The organism is Rhodovulum sp. 12E13, assembly GCF_003340565.1.
Classification (GTDB): domain Bacteria; phylum Pseudomonadota; class Alphaproteobacteria; order Rhodobacterales; family Rhodobacteraceae; genus HLUCCA09.
On sequence record NZ_QPLK01000005.1, the window covers coordinates 219,364 to 240,648 of the forward strand.

At 71.8% G+C, this 21,285-nt stretch carries 17 protein-coding genes; 5 read left to right on the forward strand and 12 right to left on the reverse strand.

Going from position 1 to position 21,285, the window contains the following annotated elements:
- Window positions 1-36: 36 nt before the first annotated feature.
- The 3 genes from DLJ49_RS06795 to clpS form a co-directional block, all read right to left on the reverse strand.
- Complete coding sequence (locus tag DLJ49_RS06795) at window positions 37-870, reverse strand: SDR family NAD(P)-dependent oxidoreductase (protein ID WP_115392773.1); 834 nt, start codon at window positions 868-870, stop codon at window positions 37-39.
- A gap of 43 nt (window positions 871-913) precedes the next feature.
- Complete coding sequence (locus tag DLJ49_RS06800; protein WP_115392774.1) at window positions 914-1,915, reverse strand: methyltransferase; 1,002 nt, start codon at window positions 1,913-1,915, stop codon at window positions 914-916.
- 106 nt (window positions 1,916-2,021) lie between these two features.
- Window positions 2,022-2,303, reverse strand: a complete 282-nt coding sequence (gene clpS / locus DLJ49_RS06805; RefSeq protein WP_369932499.1) for an ATP-dependent Clp protease adapter ClpS — start codon at window positions 2,301-2,303, stop codon at window positions 2,022-2,024.
- A gap of 241 nt (window positions 2,304-2,544) precedes the next feature.
- Here clpS and DLJ49_RS06810 point away from each other — a divergent pair, with 241 nt between their 5' ends.
- Window positions 2,545-3,300 carry an HAD family hydrolase gene (locus DLJ49_RS06810; protein ID WP_115392775.1) on the forward strand — a complete coding sequence of 252 codons (756 nt, stop codon included), beginning with the start codon at window positions 2,545-2,547 and terminating at the stop codon, window positions 3,298-3,300.
- A 207-nt stretch (window positions 3,301-3,507) separates the two neighbouring features.
- The gene (locus tag DLJ49_RS22360; protein WP_233488799.1) at window positions 3,508-5,370 is read left to right on the forward strand and encodes a D-alanyl-D-alanine carboxypeptidase family protein; all 1,863 of its coding nucleotides are present in this window, start codon (window positions 3,508-3,510) and stop codon (window positions 5,368-5,370) included.
- Between the two features lie 105 nt (window positions 5,371-5,475).
- On the opposite strand, the gene DLJ49_RS06820 is transcribed toward DLJ49_RS22360, so the two are convergent.
- From DLJ49_RS06820 to DLJ49_RS06830, 3 genes are all read right to left on the reverse strand, one after another.
- On the reverse strand, window positions 5,476-7,689 hold the full coding sequence (locus DLJ49_RS06820; RefSeq protein ID WP_115392776.1) for a VWA domain-containing protein: 2,214 nt from the start codon (window positions 7,687-7,689) through the stop codon (window positions 5,476-5,478).
- A gap of 2 nt (window positions 7,690-7,691) precedes the next feature.
- Window positions 7,692-8,474: a hypothetical protein gene (locus DLJ49_RS06825; RefSeq protein ID WP_115392777.1), complete on the reverse strand. Its 783-nt coding sequence runs from the start codon at window positions 8,472-8,474 to the stop codon at window positions 7,692-7,694.
- 94 nt (window positions 8,475-8,568) lie between these two features.
- Window positions 8,569-9,504, reverse strand: a complete 936-nt coding sequence (locus DLJ49_RS06830) for a helix-turn-helix transcriptional regulator (protein WP_115392778.1) — start codon at window positions 9,502-9,504, stop codon at window positions 8,569-8,571.
- An 81-nt stretch (window positions 9,505-9,585) separates the two neighbouring features.
- On the opposite strand from DLJ49_RS06830, the gene DLJ49_RS06835 reads away from it, so the two are divergent.
- Together DLJ49_RS06835 and DLJ49_RS06840 are read left to right on the forward strand one after the other, a co-directional pair.
- Complete coding sequence (locus DLJ49_RS06835; RefSeq protein WP_147277274.1) at window positions 9,586-10,311, forward strand: hypothetical protein; 726 nt, start codon at window positions 9,586-9,588, stop codon at window positions 10,309-10,311.
- On the forward strand, window positions 10,308-12,785 hold the full coding sequence (locus DLJ49_RS06840; protein ID WP_115392780.1) for a hypothetical protein: 2,478 nt from the start codon (window positions 10,308-10,310) through the stop codon (window positions 12,783-12,785). The genes DLJ49_RS06835 and DLJ49_RS06840 overlap by 4 nt, the downstream gene beginning before the upstream one ends.
- A 25-nt stretch (window positions 12,786-12,810) precedes the next feature.
- Here DLJ49_RS06840 and DLJ49_RS06845 read toward each other — a convergent pair whose 3' ends face one another.
- On the reverse strand, window positions 12,811-13,692 hold the full coding sequence (locus DLJ49_RS06845; protein WP_115392781.1) for a bile acid:sodium symporter family protein: 882 nt from the start codon (window positions 13,690-13,692) through the stop codon (window positions 12,811-12,813).
- A gap of 3 nt (window positions 13,693-13,695) precedes the next feature.
- Window positions 13,696-15,447, reverse strand: coding sequence for an AMP-binding protein (locus DLJ49_RS06850; RefSeq protein ID WP_115392782.1), 1,752 nt, complete (start codon window positions 15,445-15,447; stop codon window positions 13,696-13,698).
- A gap of 212 nt (window positions 15,448-15,659) precedes the next feature.
- Here DLJ49_RS06850 and DLJ49_RS06855 point away from each other — a divergent pair, with 212 nt between their 5' ends.
- Entirely contained in the window at window positions 15,660-17,345 is a 1,686-nt protein-coding gene (locus tag DLJ49_RS06855; protein WP_115392783.1) for a glycoside hydrolase family 13 protein, read from the forward strand.
- A 7-nt stretch (window positions 17,346-17,352) separates the two neighbouring features.
- Here the strand turns inward: DLJ49_RS06855 and DLJ49_RS06860 are convergent, their stop codons facing one another.
- The 4 genes from DLJ49_RS06860 to DLJ49_RS06875 all read right to left on the reverse strand — a co-directional run bounded on the left by DLJ49_RS06860 (window position 17,353) and on the right by DLJ49_RS06875 (window position 21,188).
- Window positions 17,353-18,114, reverse strand: coding sequence for an SDR family oxidoreductase (locus tag DLJ49_RS06860; protein WP_115392784.1), 762 nt, complete (start codon window positions 18,112-18,114; stop codon window positions 17,353-17,355).
- 66 nt (window positions 18,115-18,180) lie between these two features.
- On the reverse strand, window positions 18,181-19,491 hold the full coding sequence (locus DLJ49_RS06865) for a TRAP transporter large permease (RefSeq protein WP_115392785.1): 1,311 nt from the start codon (window positions 19,489-19,491) through the stop codon (window positions 18,181-18,183).
- Window positions 19,488-20,024 (reverse strand): TRAP transporter small permease, encoded by a 537-nt coding sequence (locus DLJ49_RS06870; protein ID WP_115392786.1) that lies wholly within the window; start codon window positions 20,022-20,024, stop codon window positions 19,488-19,490. Before DLJ49_RS06870 ends, DLJ49_RS06865 begins: the two co-directional genes overlap by 4 nt.
- Before the next feature lie 21 nt (window positions 20,025-20,045).
- Complete coding sequence (locus DLJ49_RS06875) at window positions 20,046-21,188, reverse strand: type 2 periplasmic-binding domain-containing protein (RefSeq protein ID WP_115392787.1); 1,143 nt, start codon at window positions 21,186-21,188, stop codon at window positions 20,046-20,048.
- Window positions 21,189-21,285 lie beyond the last annotated feature (97 nt).

Here is a 21,285-nt window from a genome sequence, read left to right on the forward strand (position 1 = left end):
GAATCGACGCGGCCCGGCGGGGCGTGCGCGTGTGCCTCAGTGCGCGGGGGCGGTCACCGGGTCGAGCAGGGTGCGCCCCCCATCGACGGTCAGGATCTGCCCCGTCACGAAGCCGGCCGCACCGGATGCGAGGAACTGCACCGCCTCGGCCACCTCCGAGGACTTGGCGATCCGGTTCATCGGGGTGTGTTCCCGGATGTCGGCCCGGAAGTCGACGTTTTCCTTCAACGTGTCCTGCAGCGAGGCCGACAGGACCGATCCGAACGCCACCGCGTTGACGCGGATGCGGTGCGGTGCCAGCGCCACCGCCAGAGAGCGCGTCATCTGGTCGAGCGCGGCCGAGCTGACCGAGTAGCCGAGCAGAGCCGGATGGGTGCGACGCGCGGCGATCGACGACAGGTTGACGATGGCACCGACCGAGGGAACCTCGCTTCCGTCCTCTTCGGCTTGTCGGATCATCCGCTTGGCGACGAGCTGCGACAGGCGGAGCGATGTCATCACGTTCTGCTGCCAGAGCGTCTGCACGGCGTCGCCGTCGGGGTCGAGCGGGTCCGACGGCACCATCTGGCGCGAGGCGTTCACGAGGATGTCGATTCGCTCGAAGGCGTCGAGCGTGGCCGAGAGCAGGTTGGCCTGGGTCAGCCGCTCGCGCAGGTCGCCGCCGAAGGCGCGCGCGCGGGCGTCTTCGCCCTCGGTGGGCGCGCCGGCGGCCTCGGCCGCGTCGGTCATCTCCTTGTCGAGCCGCCGCTCGTCCATGTCGGCGAACATGACTTTGGCGCCCGCGTCGAGAAACGTGCGCGCGATCGAGAGGCCGACGCCGTTTGCGGCGCCGGTCACGATGGCGGTCTTGCCGGAGATGGAAAACGACATCGGCGCCCTGTGCAACCTCTTCGCGTCTCAGCCCTAGCGCAGATCAGCGCCGGGGGCGAGATCGGTTGAATCTCGGGCGGGAGGCGGCGACCAGCTTGTAGCCCGCCTCCTCGCCCAGCGGGCGCAGCTCGGCGAAATGTCCCTCCAGCGCCTTCTCGTAGGGCAGATGCCGGTTGGCCACGAGCCACAGCGTGCCCGACGGCGTCAACAGGCGCGCGGCCGCGGCGATGAAGGCGGCGCCGACCGCCGGATCGGCCTGCCGCGAGGTGTGGAACGGTGGGTTGCAGATCACGTGGTCGAAGGGCGCCTGCCCCTCCCACCGCGTCGCATCGGCCCAGTGGAAATGGGCACGCGCGTCGCGGATGTTGGCGCGGGCGGCCTCGAGCGCGGCGTGCTCGGCCTCGACCAGCGCGATCTCGGTCAATCCCCGCCGTTCCAGCGCCTGGAAGGCGAGGTAGCCCCATCCGGCTCCCAGATCGGCCACCCGGCCCGAGAGCTTGTCAGGCAGCGCGCGGCCGAGCTTGACGCTGCCCGGGTCGGGCCCGTCGGCCGAGAAGGCGCCGGGCGCCGTCACCCAGCCCGACCCGGTGCGGATGAGCTCGGGCAACAGCCAGCCGGCCAGCGCCTGAGGCGGGCCCGAGATCATCGCGCATTTCCCGTGTCCCTTGGCGACGGGGGCCGAGACGTCGACCCGCGCGCGCAGCTCCTTGAGGAGCGAGTCGATCCCGTCGGTCTTGCGCCCGTCGACGATCACCGGACCGCCATGGGCCAGCGCCTGGGCGACGAGGCTGCGCGCCAGCGGCTTGGACCGAGGGACGATCACGACCGCCCCCGCCGCGTCTTCGGGCGGCTCGAACATGACGGAATGCCCGAGCGCCGCCCAGTAGGCGTGATCCGGCGCGAAGCCGTGGACGATCCGCAGGCGCGACGCGGGAAGGGCCGACAGGTCCGTTCCGGCAGGGGGGCGGTACACCGCGATCGCGCCGGCGGCGGGCAGGTGCACCGCGCCGATGTCGACCGCGAAGGAGAGCCGGGAGGACGTCATCGCCGCCCTCTAGCGCCTGTCGGGGGCCGGGTGCAAATTCCTTTCCGAAAGGAATTTGCAAAAGCCTTCCTTCAAGGCTTTTGCGCCCCGGGGCCGTCGACGGCGCTCACTCCTTCTCCATCGTGCACTGGAGGGGATGCTGGTGGCGGCGGGCGAAATCCATCACCTGAGCGACCTTGGTCTCGGCCACCTCGTGGCTGAACACGCCGACGACCGCGACTCCCTTCTTGTGCACGACGAGCATGAGTTCGAACGCCTGCGCGTGGCTCATGCCGAAGAACCGCTCCAGCACGTGCACGACGAATTCCATCGGCGTATAATCGTCGTTGAGAAGCAGAACCTTGTAGAGCGGCGGTTTCTGCGTCTTCGGTTTGGTCTTGGCGATCACGCCGGATTCGCCACCGGGCGACTCGCCATCCTTCGAGCCGAGGCGGCGGACGCCGGCTCGGATCGGACGGGAGTCGCCGGATCGGTCAGGCGAAGGCAGGTCATACTCGAACGGGCGTGTCACGGCACTGTCGCTCCACTAGATTCTACGGGCGCCGCGCCCGGTGGAAAACGCGTGCCCGGCAATATAAAGGAGGGAGCGCATCTGAAAAGGGTCGATGCGCCCCAGGAGACCCGGGCCCATGACTTCTCTCGCCGCGACGACCGGTGCCGCCGAGGCGCCGGCCCTGGCCCAGCCCGTCAACGTGACGACCGTCGGGTTCGACGCGGACGACACGCTGTGGCACAACGAGCGTTTCTTCGCCCTCACGCAGGAACGGTTCGGCGAGTTGCTCGCCGACCATGCCCCGCGCGACCACCTTGCAGAGCGGCTTCTCGCGGCCGAACGGCGCAATCTTCACCGCTACGGATACGGCATCAAGGGCTTCGTGTTGTCGATGATCGAAACGGCCGTCGAGGTCACCGACGAGAGGGTGCCCGCGCGCGTGATCCGCGACATCCTCGAAGCCGGCCACGAGATGCTCGAGCACCCGATCGAACTGCTGCCCGCGGCGCGCGAGGCGGTCGAAGCGCTGTCGGCCAGCCATCACCGGCTGATCCTGATCACCAAGGGCGACCTGATGGACCAGGAGCGCAAGCTCGCGCAATCCGGCCTTGGCGAGCATTTCGACCGGGTCGAGATCGTCTCCGAGAAGGCGCCCGGGACCTACGCGCGCATCTTCGCCGAGCACGGCGACGGGGCCGAGCGGGCGATGATGGTGGGCAACTCGGTCAAGTCCGACATCCGGCCCGCGCTCGAGGCGGGCGCCTGGGCGGTGCATGTGCCCTTCGAGCTGACCTGGGCGCTCGAGCACGCCGAGACGCCGGAGGGGCACCCCCGCTTCCGCGCGCTGAGCGACCTCGGCGGCCTGATCCCGCTGGTGGCGGATCTCGGCTGACCCAAGGCCATCCTGCCGGCGGCGAAACATCTGGTGCGCCGGGGCGCACGTTTGACCAGATCTTGGGGCGTTGCATCAAAGTCGCCCTGAAGGCACTTGATCTTGCGTGCTTTTCCCGGTGTTCGCCGGTGTGCTATGTTGTCATCAAAGACAAGCCGACTCCGGCATCTGAATCGGGGCGGCACGAGGCAGAACAAGGCACGCGACATGAGCACGCCCGCCCCTCAGGGGCGCCGGGGGCTTCCGGCACACCTGTATCCGATCGTCTTCGCCCTTCTTACCCTCGCCGTGCTGCTCGGAGCCTCCCTCCGCGCCGGCGCCGCGCCCTATGCCGCCATGGTGATGGACGCGCGCACGGGCGAGGTGCTGCACTCGGCCAATGCCGACACGCGCCTCCATCCGGCCTCGCTGACCAAGATGATGACGCTCTACATCGCCTTCGAGGCGGTGCAGAACGGCGAGATCGGCCTCGACGACATGGTGACCATCTCGCGCAAGGCCGCCGCGGAGGTGCCGTCGAAGCTGGGCCTGCGGGCGGGCAGCCGGATCGAGCTGCGCTACCTGATCCGGGCCGCGGCGGTGAAGTCGGCCAACGACGCGGCCACCGCCATCGGCGAGGCGATCGAGGGGTCAGAGGCCGCCTTCGCCCGGCGGATGACCCGCACCGCAAAGGCGCTCGGCATGACGCGCACGACCTTCAAGAATGCCCATGGCCTGACCGAGGAGGGGCACCTCAGCACGGCGCGCGACATGACGATCATGGGGCGGCGGCTCTTCTACGACTACCCGCAGTACTACAACCTCTTCTCGCGGCAATCGACGAGCGCCAAGCTCGCTACCGTCTACAATACCAACCGCCGCTTCCTCGCTGCCTACAAGGGCGCCGACGGGATCAAGACGGGCTACACGCGCGCCGCCGGCTTCAACCTCGTCGCCTCGGCGGAACGGGGCGACAGGCGGATCATCGCCACCGTCTTCGGCGGCAATTCCACCGCGAGCCGCAACAAGGAAGTCGCCCGCCTGCTCGACATCGGCTTCGACCGCGCGCCGCGCTTCGCCCGGGTGCGCAAGCCGGCCCCGCCCGACTATGCCGCCGTGGCGGCCCTGCCGCCGAGCGGGCCCAAGGTGGTGCGCGTGGTGCAGGCGGTGCCGACCTCGCTGCGCCCGCGCCCGAGGCCTGCACCGGCGGGCCAGCCGGGCCAAGAGGCCGCCGGCGCGCTTGTCGCCACCCTGCAGGACGGGATCGAGGCGGCCGTGGCCGAGGCCCTGGACGCGGGCGAGAGCCCCGCCGCAGCCGGCCTGGCAGAGGCCGTCGCATCGGCTGCCGCCGGGCCGGCTGCCCAGACGCTTGCGGCGCTTTCACCTGTGCCGCGCCCCGATGATCTTGTGCCTGCCGACCTCGGTTCGGAAGAGCTCGGCCCCGACGGGCCGGACCGCCCGTCGGAGAGCGGCGCGACCGAGATCGCCGCCGCCCCGGACACGGCGCCGGAGGCGAGCCCGGCGTCGAACTCCGCCGCCGTGCCTGCCGACAATTCGGCACAGCCCGTCCGCGTAGCTGCGGGGGGGGTCGTGGCGGGGGCCGCGGCAACAGTGCCCGTCTCGGCTGCCGCGCCGGCGCCCGCACGCCCCTCGGCCGGGCTGGCCGCCGCCGCGTCCCGCGCAGCCGAAGAGGCCGCACCGCGGGCGGTGTCGTTCCTGCGCTCCTCTCCCGCACCGGCGCCGCGCCCCGCCGCGACCGCGGACACGCCCGGGGCCGCCGGGTCCGAGACGGCGGTGGCAGACGCAGCGGACGCGGCCGTGCGCGAAGTGATCGCGCGCGTCTCGACGTCGGGCGGGCGACACTGGGGCATCACGCTCGGCCGCTACCCGTCGCGCTTTGCCGCCGAACGGGAACTGCTCCGGACCGCCCTGTCGGAGATGTCGGCGCTCGACGGCGGCCTGCGCAAGGTCGCCCGCGAGCCGGGTGGCTTCCGCGCCAACTTCGTCGGGCTGAGCGAGGAGCAGGCCGCCATCGCCTGCCGCCGCCTGTCGGCGCGCGGCCGGCCCTGCGACACCCTCGGCCCGAGCTGAGGCGCAGCGGCGCCCCTCGTCGGCCAGAGGGGGACCGCGATCGCGCCCTTGGTCGGCCTCGTCCCTCCTGCGCCCGGCCCGGCCGGGCCGGGGCCGGGGGGCGGCTCATTCGACCGTGATCGCCTGCCTTGCAAGCGTCTCGTCGCCTTCGAGGTAGAGAAGCTCGTAGGCGCCCGCCACGTCGGGCATGGTCAGCGGCAGGGGGTTGCCCGCCGATACGGCGACGTCCGCCACCGCCGCCTCCGGCCCCCCACCCTCGGGCACCAGCACGACCCGGTCGGAGGCGCCGCCCGGCCCCTGCCACGCCACCTGCAGCGCCGCGCCCGGCGCGACCGAGGCCGGCGCCGCGAGCCGGGCCGTGGGCAGAACGACCTCGAGCGGCCGCCGCGCGATCACCTGCCGCGCACCGCCGAGCACATAGCGCACCTCGTAGCTGCCTGTCGCATCGGGCAGGCGGAGCGAGAGCGTCGGCTCGCTGCGGGCGTATTCGTAGGTCTCGTATTCATTGTCCGCCGCGCCTGCCGGCGCGATGCTGACATAGTCGCCCGATCCGGAAGGCCCCGACCACCTCACCTCAATGCGCCGCCCACGCACGGCCTCGCCCGGCGCATCGAGCGTGGCGACGGCCTCGGTGACGGTGATCGGGCGCGAGACCAGGGTCTGCCGCCCCTCGCTGAGGATGTACCGCAACTCGTACTCGCCCGGCTCGGCCGGCATCGTCAGGCCGATCTCGGGCGAGCGGGCGTATTCGTAGTCGGTGTAGCGCCCGGACTCGGCGTCTGGCTCGGAGACGGTGATGTAGTCGCTGCGGTTGCCCGGGCCGCTCCACGTGACGGCGACCTGGCTACCCGCCATCGCCTGCTGGGGCGCAGCGAGGGCCGCCGTTGCCTCCGTCACCGCGATCGCCGCGCGGGCCAGCACGGAATTGCCCTGCGAGGCGACGTAGCGCACCTCGTACTCGCCGGGGGTGCCCGGCATGCGCAGCTCGGCCGGGCTGCCCTCCCGGGCGTAGACGTAGTTGATGTAGCCGCTCTCGCCCGGCTCGCTGACGGCGATGTAGTCGCCGCCATAGGCGGGCCCCGTCCACTCGACGGGCACGGTGCTGCCGACCTCGCCCTCGGCGGGCGGCGACAGCGACACCTCGACCGGCGTCACCTCGATCTCGGCCGTGGCCAGCACCTCGCGATCGGCGTCATGGTAGCGGAGCTCGTAGAGGCCGGGGATGATCGGCATCTCGAGCGTCGTGGGCGAGCCACCCTCGACGTAGGAATAGGCGATGTAGCCCTCCTGCGCGGGGTCGTGGACCGACACGTAGTCGCGCGCCTCGCCCGGCCCCGTCCACTCCACCTCGATCTCCGATCCGGCCACGGCCGTCGCGGGCGCGGCGATGGTGGCGCTGGGCTGGGGCTCGACGAAGGCGACCGTGACGGTGAACGGGTCCATCGCCGCGTCGACGAGGAAGGTCGTCTCGATGAACTCTTCGGTCTCTGTCCAGAGCGCGCCGGCGGTGTATGTACCCGGCTCGAGCTCCAGCACCGGGCCGGGCGTGGGGTCGTTCTCGATCAGTGGGCCGCCGTCGCCCTCGGGCGCGACCGTCCAGATCACGCCGGACGTCAGCGCCTCGCCCGAGCCCTCGAGCTCGGCGCGGAAGGTCACGGCGACCGGCTCGGGCGGTGGCGGCGGCGCTGCGGCCACCTGTTGCAGCGCGTCCGACAGGGCGCCGGCATCGTCGGCCAGCAGGAACTGTCCGCCCGTCTCGCCCGCGAGGCATTCGAGCTGCGCGGCCGCCTCGCCGTCGACATCGAAGCCGATGACATGCGCCGTGAAGTCGATGCCGGTCTCCTCCAGCCTGCGGCCCACGGCGCAGGGATCGGCGTCGCAGGTCTCGATCCCGTCGGAGATCAGGATGACGGTCGCCCGCTCCTCGGTGTATTTCAGCCTCTCGGCGGCGTGCAGCACCGCGTCCGAGAGGGGCGTCTTGCCCTTGGGCGAGATGCCGTCCAGCGCTTCGAGGATACGGTCGCGCGTGCCGGGGCCGGGCTCGACCAGCGTCTCGATGTCGCCGCACTGGCCGCGCTCGCGGTGGCCGTAGGCGACGAGGCCCAGCGCCTGCTCGGCGGGCAACTCGGCGAGCAGGCCGCGCAGGGCGTCCTGCGCAATGGTGATCTTGGCCACCCCCTCGATCTGGCCCCACATCGAGCCCGAACCGTCGAGCACCAGGGTCGTGCTGCCCTGCTGCGCTGCGGCGGCGAAAGGCAGGGCCAGGGCCGTCGCGGCCCCGGCGAGACGGGAGAGACGGGAGAGACGGGGATGGCTCATGCTCAGCGCTCCGCGCAGTCGAAGGTCAGGTCGACCGTATAGCTTTCCCCGCTGTCCCGCGAGGTCAGCTCTTCGCTGAAGGTCACGCTGTCCGCGGCGATCTCGAACTCGGTGCCGGCGAGGGGTGCCGCGACGATCTGGTAGCTCTCGCCGCCTGCCTCGGCCTCGATGGTGCCCTGCCCGGATGCGCGGATCACGAACAGCTCGACAGAGGCGGCCGCGCCCTCGTCGGTGCGGGCCTCGATCGCGTCGCGCCCGTCCCAGCCGTCGCAGAACAGCGGCTCGTCGATGGCGGTGCCGGCGATGCTGCCGGTGACGCGCCCTGTAAAGCCCCGCGCGCTGGCTTCGCGGGGGGCGCAATCCACCGTCACCTCGACTTGCGCCACATCCTGCCCGAAGGTGGGGCCGCTGAAGGTCGCCGTATTCTCGCCCACGTCCCATCTTGGCGCATCCGGGCCGGGGCGGAAGCCCGAGTTCACCGCCAGCGTGCGGTCGCCCGCGATCAGGGTGCCATTGGCGTTGTCGGCCGGAACGAGGTAGCTGAAGACGAAGGCATATCCGTCGCCGTCGATGTCTTCGTTGCGCCGGTCGTCGCCCGCGCTGTAGGCCATCCGCTGCATCTCGTTGCCCCAGCCCGAGCAGTCGAGCGGCACCGAGAACGGCGCGCCGTCGATCGTGCCCTCGACCACGCCGGGCACCGGCGGTGTCTGCGCCGCGGCGGCCATGGGCAGGCCGGCGACGATGAGGGACAGGGCGGACAGGCAGGGCTTCGGCGCGTTGGACACGTGGCAACTCCTTTCGGGGATGGTCGGGATGCAGGGGGGCGCATTCCGCGACGTGAGAGAATAGGGCGAGTGCCCTAATTCGCTCGGGGCCGGCTCAGGCCAGCACGCTCCAGATCGCCGCGCGGGAGCGCAGGTTGAGCCGCGCCAGCACGGCCTCGGCATGGCGCCGCGCCGTGTGGCGCGAGATCCCCAGCCGGTCGGCGATCTGGGCCGACGAGAGGCCCTCGAGCATCAGCATCATCACCTCGGTCTGCCTTTCGGTCAGGCCGTACAGTTCGGCCGTGCGCGCGATGCGCGCGGGGTCGATGGCCGGCCCGCCGTCGAGCACGATCCAAGACCTGTCGGCGCCGGGCAGCGCCGGGCCGGGAAAGGCGGCCGCGGCCGCGCCGTTGGCCGGCGGCTCGGTCTCGATGCGGCTGCCTGGCCATTTCGCCACCGCGTTCGAGAGCGCCGCCTCGCTCTCGGCCCGCGCGAAGGCGCGCTCGAACCCCTGCTGGAAGGCGGGCAGCATCAGCCGGAGCAGGCCCACGCTGCGCGGATCGCGGAAGCCGGGGGCCTCGTCGCCATGAAAACCGAAGGCGAAGACCGCCTCTCCCAGGGGAAGCGGGCAGGTCAGGCCGATCACGTGGTGCATCCCCGCCGGCGCGAACGCCTCGCGGAAGTAGCGCGCGCGCTCGATCCGGCGGCGTTCGTTGATACGGTGCTCGTGGTGCACCCCCGCGCCCATCTGCCGGCGCCTGCGGTTGATCTCTTCGAGTTCCCGGTCGCGCATGAGCACGTTGCCGGCGCGGTCGAAGCCCTCGAACACCTCGGCCAGATACGCCTCGATCTGTGGCCCCACCCCGATCCTGACGAAGCGCATGGCCGGCCCGAGCATGTAGGCGGCGAAGGCCCGCTCGGCTTTCACCAGAGCCGACAGCCGCGACAGGATGCGCTCGACCCGAGCCGCGTCGTCGAGCCGCTCGGTGAGCAGGGCGGTCTGCTGCGCGGCGAGGGCGGCGATGTCGGTGTCTGTCAGGTGCAGTGTCACGGGCGCGGAGGGGCAAGGGCATCGGCTAGGGCATTTGCCCCACGTATCGACCGACCTGGCGGGTATTGTCACCCCATGCCGATGCCCTTTGCCCGCCTCTTTGCAGTTCTTGCCGCCGTGCTGGCCGCGCCTGCCGCTCTGGCGGGCGGAATAACGTTGCAGGTCAGCGTGCTCGACCCCGAGACGTTCGAACAGCGGCCGCCCCGCGGCGATACGCGCTGGGTGATCGAGGGGCCGGGCGATTTCAGCTTCGCCGAGCAGCACGGCGCCATGGAGGCGATGACCTACGACCTCGCGCCGGGCACCTACCGGATCACCGTCTGGGAGCTGGAGACGCGGGCCGCGGCCGAGCACCGCGCGACCGTCGAGGGCGAGGCGACGCAGACCGCCTACCTGCTGCTCTCGCCGGCGCAATCGGGGCTCGTCGACGCGGTGATGGACCGGATGAACCGGCCCGAGCCGCCCGCCGCTCCAGCCGAGACGCCGGCGGCGGCGCCCGTTCCGGCCGATCCCGCCGCCGCCATGCCGCAGGAGACCCCGGCAGCCGCGCCGGCTGTCGCCGCGCCCATGGGCCTCGCGCTGGGCCCCGGCGCGGTGCTGGTCGTCTCGCTGCCCGATCTGCCCGACCCCGAGAACGATTTCGTCGGCCTGGCCGACGGGGGCGCGGGCTGGCTGTCGACGGTCGAGCGCGGCGGGCGCGACGAGGCGGCGCTGACGCTGCCGGAGGCGCCGGGCGCCTATACGCTGGAATACGTCGCGGTGCCCGAGATGGAGGTGCTCTCGATCCTCGAGGTGACCGTGCGATGACGCTTCGGGCCATCCTTGCCGCCGCGCTTCTTGCCGGGTCCGCCGCACAGGCGCAGGATGGCGCCGATGGCGACCGCCCCGGCGGCCTGCGCGAGACCGGCTTCGTCGAGCGTAACGCGACCTTCGCGGTCAAATGCGACACGGCCGAGATCGCCTGCGTCTCGTCGGAGCTCGGCGGGTTCGAGCACCGCGCGCTGCGCGCCTACGCCATCGCCATGGCCGACGCCGCGGCGGCGGCCGATGCCTGGCTGACGGAGCTGGGCTTTTCCGACTCAGACCTCGAGACGCTCGACGGCCGCCAGCTGATCGTCCTCGACGGCACGACCCAGCCCGACGCGGCCGGCTTCGTGACCTACGCCGTCGACGGCACCGCGCGGCTCGAGTTGCCGACGCGGTCCGCCGGGCGCGTCTTCGTCCAGGGGCGGGGCTCGATGGCGAACATTCCCGCCACGATGAATCCGGCGACGCTGGAGAGGATCGGCGACATCGCCTTCACCATCGACGAGCGCGCATTCAACTCGCAGTTCGGGCAGCTCATCGCGCACGAACTGTTCCACGCGCGGGTCGACGGCGACGACGAGGTGCTCTGGCTGAACGAAGCGATGGCGACCGCGGTGGGAGATGCCTGGGGTATCCGCGCGGGCTACGGGCCCGATCCCGGCCGCAAGCGGGCGATGCGGCTCGACGCGCCCTTCGACGACAATTCGGAGGATGCCCGGGGCTTTTCCTACGGATACGGCAAGGCGCCGTTCCTGCTTTACGTGGGCGAGGAGGCGGGCGCGCAGGATCGGGTGGACTACCTCGCCCGCCTCCGCGTGCCGCCCGACTCGCGCAAGGGCAAGCTGCGCGACCGCGATGCCGGCATGGGCTATCTCTACGACCGGTCGATCATGCCGGAGGGTCTGACCTTTCCGGAGGCGTTCCCGCGCTTCGTCGCGGCGCGGAACCAGATCGTCCCGCGGCAGACCGGGGGCCGGAGAGTTCTCTGGAATCCGTTCGAAACCGAGGAGGACTACTACTTCACCCGCCTCTACCGCCCGCTCATCGACCAGGCGCGCCGGGTGTCGAAGGAGCACGCCTTCGACCGGTCGGTGGCCGATCTGGCTGCCGATCCGATCCACCTCGAAAACACGACGCTGCGCTTCGACCCGACGGCCGAGGAGCACGAGCGGCTGATGCTGGCGCGGGTGTCGATCGAGCCGAAGGAGCCGGGGGCGGGCCTGCGGCTGGTCTTCGAGCACCGGCTGATCGAGGGGAACGCGCATGCCTACCTCACCGTGGCCGAGGGCCGCTACGACGCAGGGTATGTTCGCGTCGTGAACGCCCCCGAGCGCCTGGAAGACGCCGTGCCCCGCGACTACACGTTCAAGATGCATTTCGCGCCGGTCGAGATCACGGTGCCCGAATGCGTCGAGGTGGGCGAGACGGTCGAGATCGGTTTCGACGGTTTCGCGCCCGACGACGTCGACAGCCTGCGCTTCGAGGTGTCGGGCAACGCCACGCTCGACGGCACGGCGATCACCGCGACCGCGCCGGGGCCACTGCGCGTGACCGCCATCGTCGAGCCGCACCGGACACGCGCGCCGATCGCCACCGCCTCGACCGCCCCCTACGACTGGCCCGACCGGCGCGTGCCGCTCGCCCCCTCTCGGATCGTGCCCGAGGGCGGATGCCGCTGCACCGGCGACAGCCTGATGGCGCTGTCGAACCCGCAGATGTGGAAGATGAACGACGCCTTCAGCACCGCCATCGGCGCCGGACCGATCTCGGGGCCGCTGAAGGAGATGCTGATGGGCAGCGTCGGCCTCGGCGGCAGCCTCCCCGCGGGGCACTCCACCGGGCATCTCGGCCTGCAGACGGACGCGCACGGCGCGCAGGGCAGCGTCTGCGTCGACCCACTGCTGACGACGCAGGGCGGCTACACGGTCGTCTCGCTCTACACCCCCTCGGTGCCGACGCTGCTGGGCAGCTATGATCCCTTCGCGGTGGCCCATTCCGGCTGGGGCGGTTGGCCGGCCAACGCCACCGCCTCGGCGACCATCGTCATCCGCGCTACGCCCGACGCGCTGGAGGCGGGCCGCAGCTACCAGGCCGAGATGGCCGGGCTGCAATCGACCGGCTTCTTCCCGCTCTATTCCGAGTACGAGGGCGACTTTCACGACTTCATCCCGTGGCAGGAGGCGTTCACGGGCCACAGCCTGAGCATCCGACCTCAGCGTGTCGCCGGGATCGTGCGGATCGACAGTGTCGAGCGCGGGGTCGTCGAGGGCACGCTGAGGCTCGCCGGCACGGGCACCGAGATCGCCTCGGAGCACTGGCTGCGCGAGGGCACGCGTGACACGTTCGAGCACGAGGGGACGGAGACGCCGACGCGCATCTCGGTCACCGGCCGGTTCAGCGCGGTTATCCCCGAGCGCGCGGAGACGGTGCTGCGCGCCGGCGGGGTCTTCGAGACCGCGCCCCGCCCGAGGTGAGCGCCGGCCGTCTGGAACAGGCTGTCTAGAGCAGGCTGTCGGGCATCTTCTGCTCGGCGGCTGCGTTGGCGCGGCGAAAGAGCATCGTCACCGCCGTCGAGGTGACGACGATGAACAGCGAGTAAAGAGCCCCCACCGCGAGGATCGCCTGCTGCTCGTCGGCCGGAAAGGTCAGCGCTATGATCGCGATGGCCAGCGGCGCGTTCTGGATGCCTGTCTCGAGCGCAACGGTGCGGGCGTTGCGCGGATGAAGCCGCAGCGCGCGGGCGAAGGCGTAGCCGATGGCGATGCCGATCACGCCGAGCCCGATCGCGGCGGCGTAGGTCGCGGGCGCGGTCGTCATCAGGAACTGCCAGTTGCGCGGCACCCACGAGACGGCGATGAAGGCGATGAAGACCAGCGCCAGCGCCGATCCGAAGAACTCGGTCACCGCGCCGGCATTGGGGCTGAGGCGCCTCAGGCCCATGCCGATCGCGACGGGGACAAGCAGCACCAGCAGCGTCGCGATGATGTTCTCGCGCGGGATCTCGAGGTCGAGCGCCGCTGCGTAGATCAGCAGAACCAGCGGGATCAGCACGACGCCCGCGACCGTGGAGGTGACGGTCATCAGCACCGAGAGCGCCAGATTGCCGCGCGAGAAGTAGGTGAAGATGTTCGAGGTCGTTCCCCCCGGCATGCACGACACGATCAGGAGGCCCACCGCCACGGGCGGCGGCAGGGCGAGCGCCAGTGTCATCGCGAACCCGATGAGCGGCATGAAGCCGTATTGCGAGACGACGCCGATCACGAGGCCCTGGGGCCGCCGCAGCGCGAGGTAGAAGTCGCGCGGGGTGAGCGACGCCCCCATGCCGAGCATGATGACGAAGATCATCGCCGCGAGCAGCGCCTGCTCGAACGCGCCGACCATGCCCTAGCCCGCCGCGCGCGGCGCGGCGCCTTCGGCAAGCGCCTCGGCGCGCAGATCCTTCCGCAGGATCTTGCCGACCGGCGACTTGGGCAGCCCGTCGCGGAAGACGACCTGCCTCGGCACCTTGTAGGCGGTCAGGTGCGCGCGGCAATGGGCGCGGATATCCTGCTCGGTCAGGCCCCGGTCGCGGGCGACCACGTAGGCGCGGACCGCCTCGCCCGACGCGCCGTCGGGCACCCCGATCACCGCCGCTTCGAGCACGCCGGGATGGGTGGCGAGACACTCCTCCACCTCGTTGGGGTAGACGTTGAAGCCCGAAACCACGACCATGTCCTTCTTGCGGTCGACGACGTGGAAGTAGCCGTCGTCATCCATGACGCCGATATCGCCGGTGCGGAACCAGCCACCCTGGAGCGCTTGCGCGGTCTCGTCGGGGCGCCTCCAGTAGCCCGCCATCACCTGTGGCCCCTTCGCCGCGATCTCGCCGCGCGTGCCGGGCGGCACGGGGCGGCCGTCGTCGTCGAGGCAGGCCATGAGCGTCGAGGGCACGGGCACCCCGATCGAGCCGTCGCGCGCCTTGCCGAGCGGGTTGAAGGCGAGCACCGGCGCCGTTTCGGTCAGGCCGTAGCCCTGCAGCAGGGGCGCGCCTGTCACCTCCTCCCAGCGGCGGGCGACGGCGGTCTGGAGCGCCATGCCTCCGGCCGAGGCCAGGCGCAGGTGCCGCGGCGGGCTGTCGAGGAACCACGTCTCGTTGGTCAGCCCGTTGAACAGCGTGTTCACCCCGCTCATCCACGTGACGCGGTAGTTCTCGAAGGCGCGGCGCAGGTTCGACAGCGGCCGCGGGCCGGGGATCAGCACGTTGCGCGCGCCGATCCGGTACATCGCCAGCAGGTTCACCGTGAAGGCGAAGATGTGATACATCGGCAGCGCCGTGAGCGCGACCTCGCCGCCGCGCGTCAGCGCCGGGATCATCTCGAGCGACTGCTCCATGTTGGCCACCAGATTGCCGTGACTCAGCATCGCGCCCTTGGCCACGCCCGTGGTGCCGCCGGTGTATTGCAGGCAGGCGAGATCGCCCGGGCCGAGCGCCTGGCGATAGGCGTCGACCTCCACATGATCGCGGGTGCGGTGGGCGCGGCCGGCCTCGAGCGCGTCCGGCAGGCGGACATGCGGCACCTCCACGGGCGCAACGCTCCGATCCCACCAGCGCTGCACCAGCCCGACGATGCCGCGCGGCAGGGCCGGCAGGAACTCCGCCACCCGCGTCACCACGATGTTGGGGATGGGGTGGCCCCGCGTCGCGGCGGGGATCTTGCCGGCGAACATGTCGACGATGACGAGGGCGCGCGGCTCGGCATCCTCGAACTGGCGCGCCATCTCTTCGGCGGTGTAGAGCGGGTTGACGTTGACCAGCACGCAGCCCGCCTTGAAGATGCCGAACGCCGCCACCGGAAACGCCAGCCCGTTGGGCATCTGCAGCGCCACCCGGTCGCCCGGGGCGAGCCCCGCCACCTCGCGCAGGTAGACGGCGAAGGCATCCGACATCTCGTCGACCTGCGCGAAGCTGAGTGTGCCGTTCATGCCGTTGGGCAGGCATGTGGTGAAGGCGGGCGCGCGCCCGTAGGTCGCCGAGACCGAGCGGACGAGATCGCCGATCGTGCGGTAGGCGGTGCCCTCGATCTCGGTGCTGGCGCCGGCCGGGTAGAAGGCCGTCCACCGGCGGTCGGCGCCCTGATGCCCGTGCGATGCGTCCACCTCGCCTCTCCCCTTCCGTTCGCCGCGAGAATGCACGAAAAGAGGCGCTCCGCCATGCCCGATATCCGCGCTCGCCGGGGCCGGGGCGAGGCCGGGCCGACCACGGCGCGCGACATGGGCGCGATGGTCGCGCACCACCCCCGGCGACGGGAACCCGCGCGCCGGGGCGACGGTTTCGTTTCCATCCGTTCGAACCCGACGAGGAGCCCCCGATGGACACCGCGACCGGCGATCCGCAGACCGGCGACACGCACCCCCCGGCCCGCTGGTGGCATGCCGCGACCGGCTACCAGGTCTATCCCCGCAGCTTCGCCGACAGCGACGGCGACGGCATGGGCGACCTCGCCGGCATCGCGGGCAAGCTCGACCACCTCGCCGATCTCGGCATCGGGTTCATATGGCTGTCGCCGGTCTATGCCTCGCCGATGGCCGACAACGGCTACGACATCTCGGATTACCGCGACATCGCCCCCGAGTTCGGCACGCTCGCCGATTTCGACCGGCTGGTGGCGCAGGCCCGCGCCCGCGGCATCGGCATCGTGATGGACCTCGTGGTCAATCATTGCTCGGCCGCGCACCCGTGGTTCCGGGCCGCCCGTTCGAGCCGCGACGCGCCCGAGCACGACTGGTTCATCTGGCGCGACCCGGCGCCGGGCGGCGGCCCCCCGGACGACCAGCGCGCGGTCTTCGGCGGGCCGGCGTGGCTCTGGGTGCCCGAGGTCGGCCGCTACTGCTACTGCCATTTCAGCCCCGGGCAGGTCGACCTCAACTGGGACGCGCCCGCGCTCCGCGCCGAGATCCACGACATGATGCGCTGGTGGGTCGGCCGGGGCATCGCCGGCTTCCGGATGGACGTGATCAGCCTCATCGGCAAGGATGTCGACGCCCGGATCTACGAAGAGGGGCCGCGCCTGCACGCCTATCTGCAGGAGATGCACCGCGAGGTGCTGGCCGGCCGCGACCTGCTGACCATCGGCGAGAGCTGGGGGGTCAGCCGCGACACCGCGCTGCTCTATTGCGGCCGCGACCGGGGGGAGCTCGACATGGTGTTCCAGTTCACCCACATCCTCGAAGGGTGGGACGAGGTGCTGGGCAAGTGGCGCCCCAAACCCTTCGATCTCGTCGCCTTCAAGCGCGTGATGGACGACTGGCAGGAGACGCTGGCCGACGACGGCTGGAACGCGCTGTTCCTCTCCAACCACGACCTGCCCCGGCAGGTGTCGCGCTACGGCTCTGAGCGGTATCGCAAGGACAGCGCCAAGGCGCTCGCCACCGCGCTGCACCTGATGAAGGGCACGCCCTTCGTCTACCAGGGCGAGGAGATCGGCATGACCAATGCCGGCTTCACCCGGATCGACCAGTATCGCGACCTCGAGACGCTCGGCCACTATTCCGAGCAGATCGCAGGGGGGGTCGAGCCCGCCGAGTTCCTCGAGGGCGCCGCCCGCGTCAGCCGCGACAATTCCCGCACGCCGATGCAGTGGGACGGAGGCGAGAACGCGGGCTTCACCACCGGCACGCCGTGGATCGGGCTCGCCCTGGGCTGGCCCGAGGTGAACGTGGCCGCCGACCGGGCCGATCCGGGCGGCGTCTTCTCCCATTACCGGCACCTGATCGCCCTGCGGAAGGAGCGGCCCATTGTCGTGCATGGCCGCTACCGCCCCTTCCTGCGCGACCACGCCCGGGTCATGGCCTATACGCGGTCGCTCGGGGCCGAGGTTCTGGCGGTGATCGCCAACCTCTCGGAAGAGCCCTGCACCGTCGATCTGCCCGCGCCGATGCGGGTCTCGGGCGAAGTGCTGGTGGCGACCCACGGGATGCGCGACCTCGCCTCGGAGCAGCTGGCGCTCGCGCCCTACGAGGCTCTGGCGGTGCTGGCGGCAGAGGGGCCAGGGTGACCCGTGCTCAGCGCGGCTGCATGCGCAGCGCGCCGTCGAGGCGGATCACCTCGCCGTTCAGGTAGTCACTCTCGAGGCAGAAGCGCACGGCGGCGGCGAACTCTTCCGGCTCGCCGAGACGGGCGGGAAAGGGCACCTGCGCGCCGAGGCTCGCCCGAGCCTCTTCCGGCAGACCGGCGAGCATCGGCGTGCGGAAGAGGCCGGGGGCGATGGCATTGACGCGCAGGCCCGAGCGGGCGAATTCGCGCGCCGCCGGCAGGGTCATCGAGACCACGCCGCCCTTCGAGGCGGCATAGGCGGCCTGACCGACCTGGCCCTCGTAGGCGGCGACCGACGCGGTGTTGACGATCGCCCCGCGCACGCCGCCCTCCAGCGGGTCGAGCGCGAGGATGCGCTCCGCGGCGAGGCGCATCACGTTGAACGTTCCGGTCAGGTTGACGGCGAGCACCTGCTCGAACGTCTCGAGCGGGTGCGGCCCGTCGCGGCCGACGATCTTCGCCGGTGGCGCGATGCCCGCGCAGTTGACCGCGATGCGCGGGGCCTCGCCGCCCTCTGCCGCGCGGTCGAGGGCACGGGCGACGTCGGCCTCCGACGTGACGTCGCCGGCGGCGGCGCGCGCTCCGGTGTCGGCCGCGAGGCTCTCGGCCGCGGCGCCGTCGCGGTCGAGGATCGTCACGCGCGCACCCGCGCCGGCCAGCATCCGCGCCACTGCCGCGCCGAGCCCCGAGGCTCCGCCGGTGACCAGCGCGCCGCATCCCTCGATCCGCATCGCTCTCCCTCCGCTGTCGCTCGGGCGCCGTTGTCGGTCAGCCGGCCGCTTCGGGCAAGGGGGCGCTCAGAGCAGCGCGCCCGGCAGGGCGAGCGAGATCGGCGGAAACGCGATCAGCAGCGCCACGATCACGACCTCGCAGGCGAGGAACCAGCCGCAGCCGCGAAAGATCGTGCCGAGGGGCAGGGCCTCGCCCGCCGCGCCCCTGACGACATAGACCTGGAAGCCGACGGGCGGGGTGAGCAGCCCGATCTCGACGAACTTGACCACAAGCACGCCCAGCCAGACCGGATCTAGCCCCGCCGCGGTGGCGATCGGGCCGAAGACGGGGATGGTGATCAGCATGATCCCGATCGGGTCGAGGAACATGCCGAGCACGAGGTAGACCCCCGCCATCGCCGCGATCAGGAACAGGGGGTCGTCGGCCCAGGGGCCCACCGCGTCGGCGAGCGCCGCGCCGATGCCGGCCAGCGCGAGAAAGCGCGTGAACAGGATCGCGCCCACCGCGACGAAGAAGATCTGTGCCGTCGTCGTCACCGCGTCGCGCAGGCTGTCGCCCAGGCCCCGCCATCCCAGCCGGCGCTGCGCCACGGCCAGCGCGAGCGCCAGCGCCGCGCCGGCCGCGCCCGCCTCGGTCGGCGTGACGAGACCGCCGTAGAGCGCGCCGATCACGCCCGCCATCAGCGCCGCGAGCGGCCAGACGCGCGCGGTCGCGCGCCGCCGTTCCTGCAGGTGACGGGGGTTTGGCGGCAGGGGCGGGGCGAGGGCCGGGTTCAGCCGGCAGCGCGCCACGATCATCGCGGTGTACGCCGCGGCGGTCAGCAGGCCTGGCAGCAGCCCCGCCATCAGCAGCGCCGCGATCGAGACCTCGGCGAAGACGCCGTAGAGCACGAACATCACCGAGGGCGGGATCAGCGCGGCGAGCGTGCCGGCCGAGGCGACGACGCCCGCGGCGAGGCTGCGGTCGTAGCCATGGCGCAACATCTCGGGCACGGCGAGGCGGGTCATCGCGGCCGATGCCGCGAGGCTCGACCCGCTGGCCGCCCCGAAGCCTGCTGCCGCGAGGTTGGCCGAGACGGCGAGGCCCCCCGGCACCGGGGCGAGCCACAGGCGGGCGGCGTCGAACAGGTCGGTCGCCATGCCGGCGCGGGTGACGACCGCCCCCATGAGCAGGAACATCGGGATCGCCGTCAGCTCCCAGCTGGCGGCAACCTGGAAGGGCACGGCCCGCAGCACCGACAGCGCCGCATCGACGCTGGCCAGATGCGCGAAGCCCGCGAGCGCGACGATGCCGAGCGCCGCCCCGACGGGCATGCCCGCCGCGAGCAGGCCGAGCAGGGCGGCGATGGCGGCCGCCGCGATCAGCCCTGTCGTCATCGGCGCGGCGCCCCGGCCCGCGGCGCGGGCGACTGGCCCGCCGCGGCCAATCCGCGTGCCCCGCGCAGGGCGGGGCCGGCGAGCGCCACGAAGACCCAGAGCGCGGCGAGACCGGCGGCCACGGGCAGCAGCCAGCGCGACGGCCAGACCGGCAGGTAGAGGGCACCCGCCTGCAGCACCTCGCCCCGCGCGGTCTGCCGCAGGGCGTGCAGCCCCGTCTGCCAGGCCATCAGCCCCAGATACCCGAGGACGACGAGCCGCACGGCCGTATCGACCCAGGCGCGCGGGCCTGCGGGCAGGAGGCGCACGACCAAGTCGGCGCGGAGCTGCCCGTCGGTCTGCGCGAGGCATGCCCAGGGCAGGCAGACGACGGCGACCATGTACCATGCGGTCACGATCTCGGCCGTCCCCGTGAGCGGCCGACCGAAGAGGGCGCGCCCCGCCACGTCGGCCGTGACATGAGCCATCATGGCGAAGGCGGCGAGGCAGGCCAGCCGGAGGGCGGCGTGCGTGGCGAAACGCGGCAGGTGCATGGGGGCGAGGTCCGTACCGGCTCAGAGCGCGCCAGGGTCGACGCGGGAAAAGATCCGCTCCCAGTAGAGGGCGGTCAGCTCCGCGACCGTCTCCACCCCGTCGGTCAGCACCTTCCACTCGTCGAAATTGGCGCGGTAGGTGGCGATGATCTCGCCCGGTGCCTCGACCCCATGCGCCTCGGCCGCCGCGATCACGGCATCGTCCTGCGCGGCGACGAAGCCCTCCATCAGCGCCGCGAAGCCGCCGGGATCGGCGGCGGCGACCACCTGCATGCCATGCTCGGCCTCGGCCCAGCCCAGCGTCTCGTGCGTTTCGCGGGTGAACTGGCCCAGCGCCTGCTCGGCCGAGACCTGCGCCCCCTTGCGCAGGTGCAGCGCGCGCTCGTCGTCGTTCAGCGAGAGCCAGGCGTCGCGGTTCATCAGCCAGCCGGTGGCCGGCCCGGTCATGCCCATCGGGTAGGCGGTGTGGTGGGTCAGGAAATCGGCATAGCCGAACGAGCGATACCAGTTGGCCACGCCGAACACGCAGTCGATGCCGCCGGTCTGCAGCAGCGTCACCGCCTCGACCAGCGTGGCGGCCACGGGAACAGCGCCCGCCGTCTCCATCAGGCGCACGTTGCCGCCCACGGCGCGCACCCGCAGGCCCGCGAGGTCGCCCACCGTCGCCACCGGCCGGGTGCAGCCGAGATGGTAGGGCGCCGTGGCCCACCCCGCGACCGGCACGATGTTCAGGGCGCGCAGTTCCTCGAGGCAGGCAGGGCAGTCGACCAGCATCGTCTGCAGCGCGGCGCCGGTGGCGGCCAGAGTCTCTTCCCCCGGCAGCACGGTCTGGTAGAGCACGTTGAGCGTGGGCACGACCGAGGGCACGTAGCTGGGAATGCCCATGCCGCCCTGCACGAGGCCCGATTCGAGCGCGTCCCACGTATCGACGGGGCCGACGAGCTGGCCGCCCGGCACCAGCCGCCAGCGCACATCCGAGTCCGCGGCGATCCCGTCGAAGGCGCGGGGCAGGGTGACGCGATTGGTGTATTCCGCCTGCGGCAGCCACGAGCCGTAGACGAGATCGCGCGCGGCGGCGGGTGCCGGGGCGACCGCAACGGTCGTGACGGACAGGACGATGGCGGCTGCGCCCGCGCGCGCGGCGCGGCTCAGTCGTGCGAACATGGTGACAGGCTCCTCGGGTCAGGCGTGGGGCAGGGCGCCGAGGCGCCTGCCTTGCCTGCGCAGACTGGCCCGATTACCGTTAACGCCGGGTTCCCGT

Bases quoted from the DNA above. Each gene is read 5' to 3' on its own strand.
- DLJ49_RS06800 (WP_115392774.1), bottom strand. From the start codon at position 1,915: ATGACGTCCTCCCGGCTCTCCTTCGCGGTCGACATCGGCGCGGTGCAC.
- DLJ49_RS06870 (WP_115392786.1), bottom strand. From the start codon at position 20,024: ATGCACCTGCCGCGTTTCGCCACGCACGCCGCCCTCCGGCTGGCCTGC.
- DLJ49_RS06865 (WP_115392785.1), bottom strand. From the start codon at position 19,491: ATGACGACAGGGCTGATCGCGGCGGCCGCCATCGCCGCCCTGCTCGGC.
- DLJ49_RS06875 (WP_115392787.1), bottom strand. From the start codon at position 21,188: ATGTTCGCACGACTGAGCCGCGCCGCGCGCGCGGGCGCAGCCGCCATC.
- DLJ49_RS06840 (WP_115392780.1), top strand. From the start codon at position 10,308: ATGACGCTTCGGGCCATCCTTGCCGCCGCGCTTCTTGCCGGGTCCGCC.
- DLJ49_RS06855 (WP_115392783.1), top strand. From the start codon at position 15,660: ATGGACACCGCGACCGGCGATCCGCAGACCGGCGACACGCACCCCCCG.
- DLJ49_RS06845 (WP_115392781.1), bottom strand. From the start codon at position 13,692: ATGGTCGGCGCGTTCGAGCAGGCGCTGCTCGCGGCGATGATCTTCGTC.
- DLJ49_RS06820 (WP_115392776.1), bottom strand. From the start codon at position 7,689: ATGAGCCATCCCCGTCTCTCCCGTCTCTCCCGTCTCGCCGGGGCCGCG.
- DLJ49_RS06835 (WP_147277274.1), top strand. From the start codon at position 9,586: ATGCCCTTTGCCCGCCTCTTTGCAGTTCTTGCCGCCGTGCTGGCCGCG.
- DLJ49_RS22360 (WP_233488799.1), top strand. From the start codon at position 3,508: ATGAGCACGCCCGCCCCTCAGGGGCGCCGGGGGCTTCCGGCACACCTG.
- DLJ49_RS06860 (WP_115392784.1), bottom strand. From the start codon at position 18,114: ATGCGGATCGAGGGATGCGGCGCGCTGGTCACCGGCGGAGCCTCGGGG.
- DLJ49_RS06795 (WP_115392773.1), bottom strand. From the start codon at position 870: ATGTCGTTTTCCATCTCCGGCAAGACCGCCATCGTGACCGGCGCCGCA.
- DLJ49_RS06810 (WP_115392775.1), top strand. From the start codon at position 2,545: ATGACTTCTCTCGCCGCGACGACCGGTGCCGCCGAGGCGCCGGCCCTG.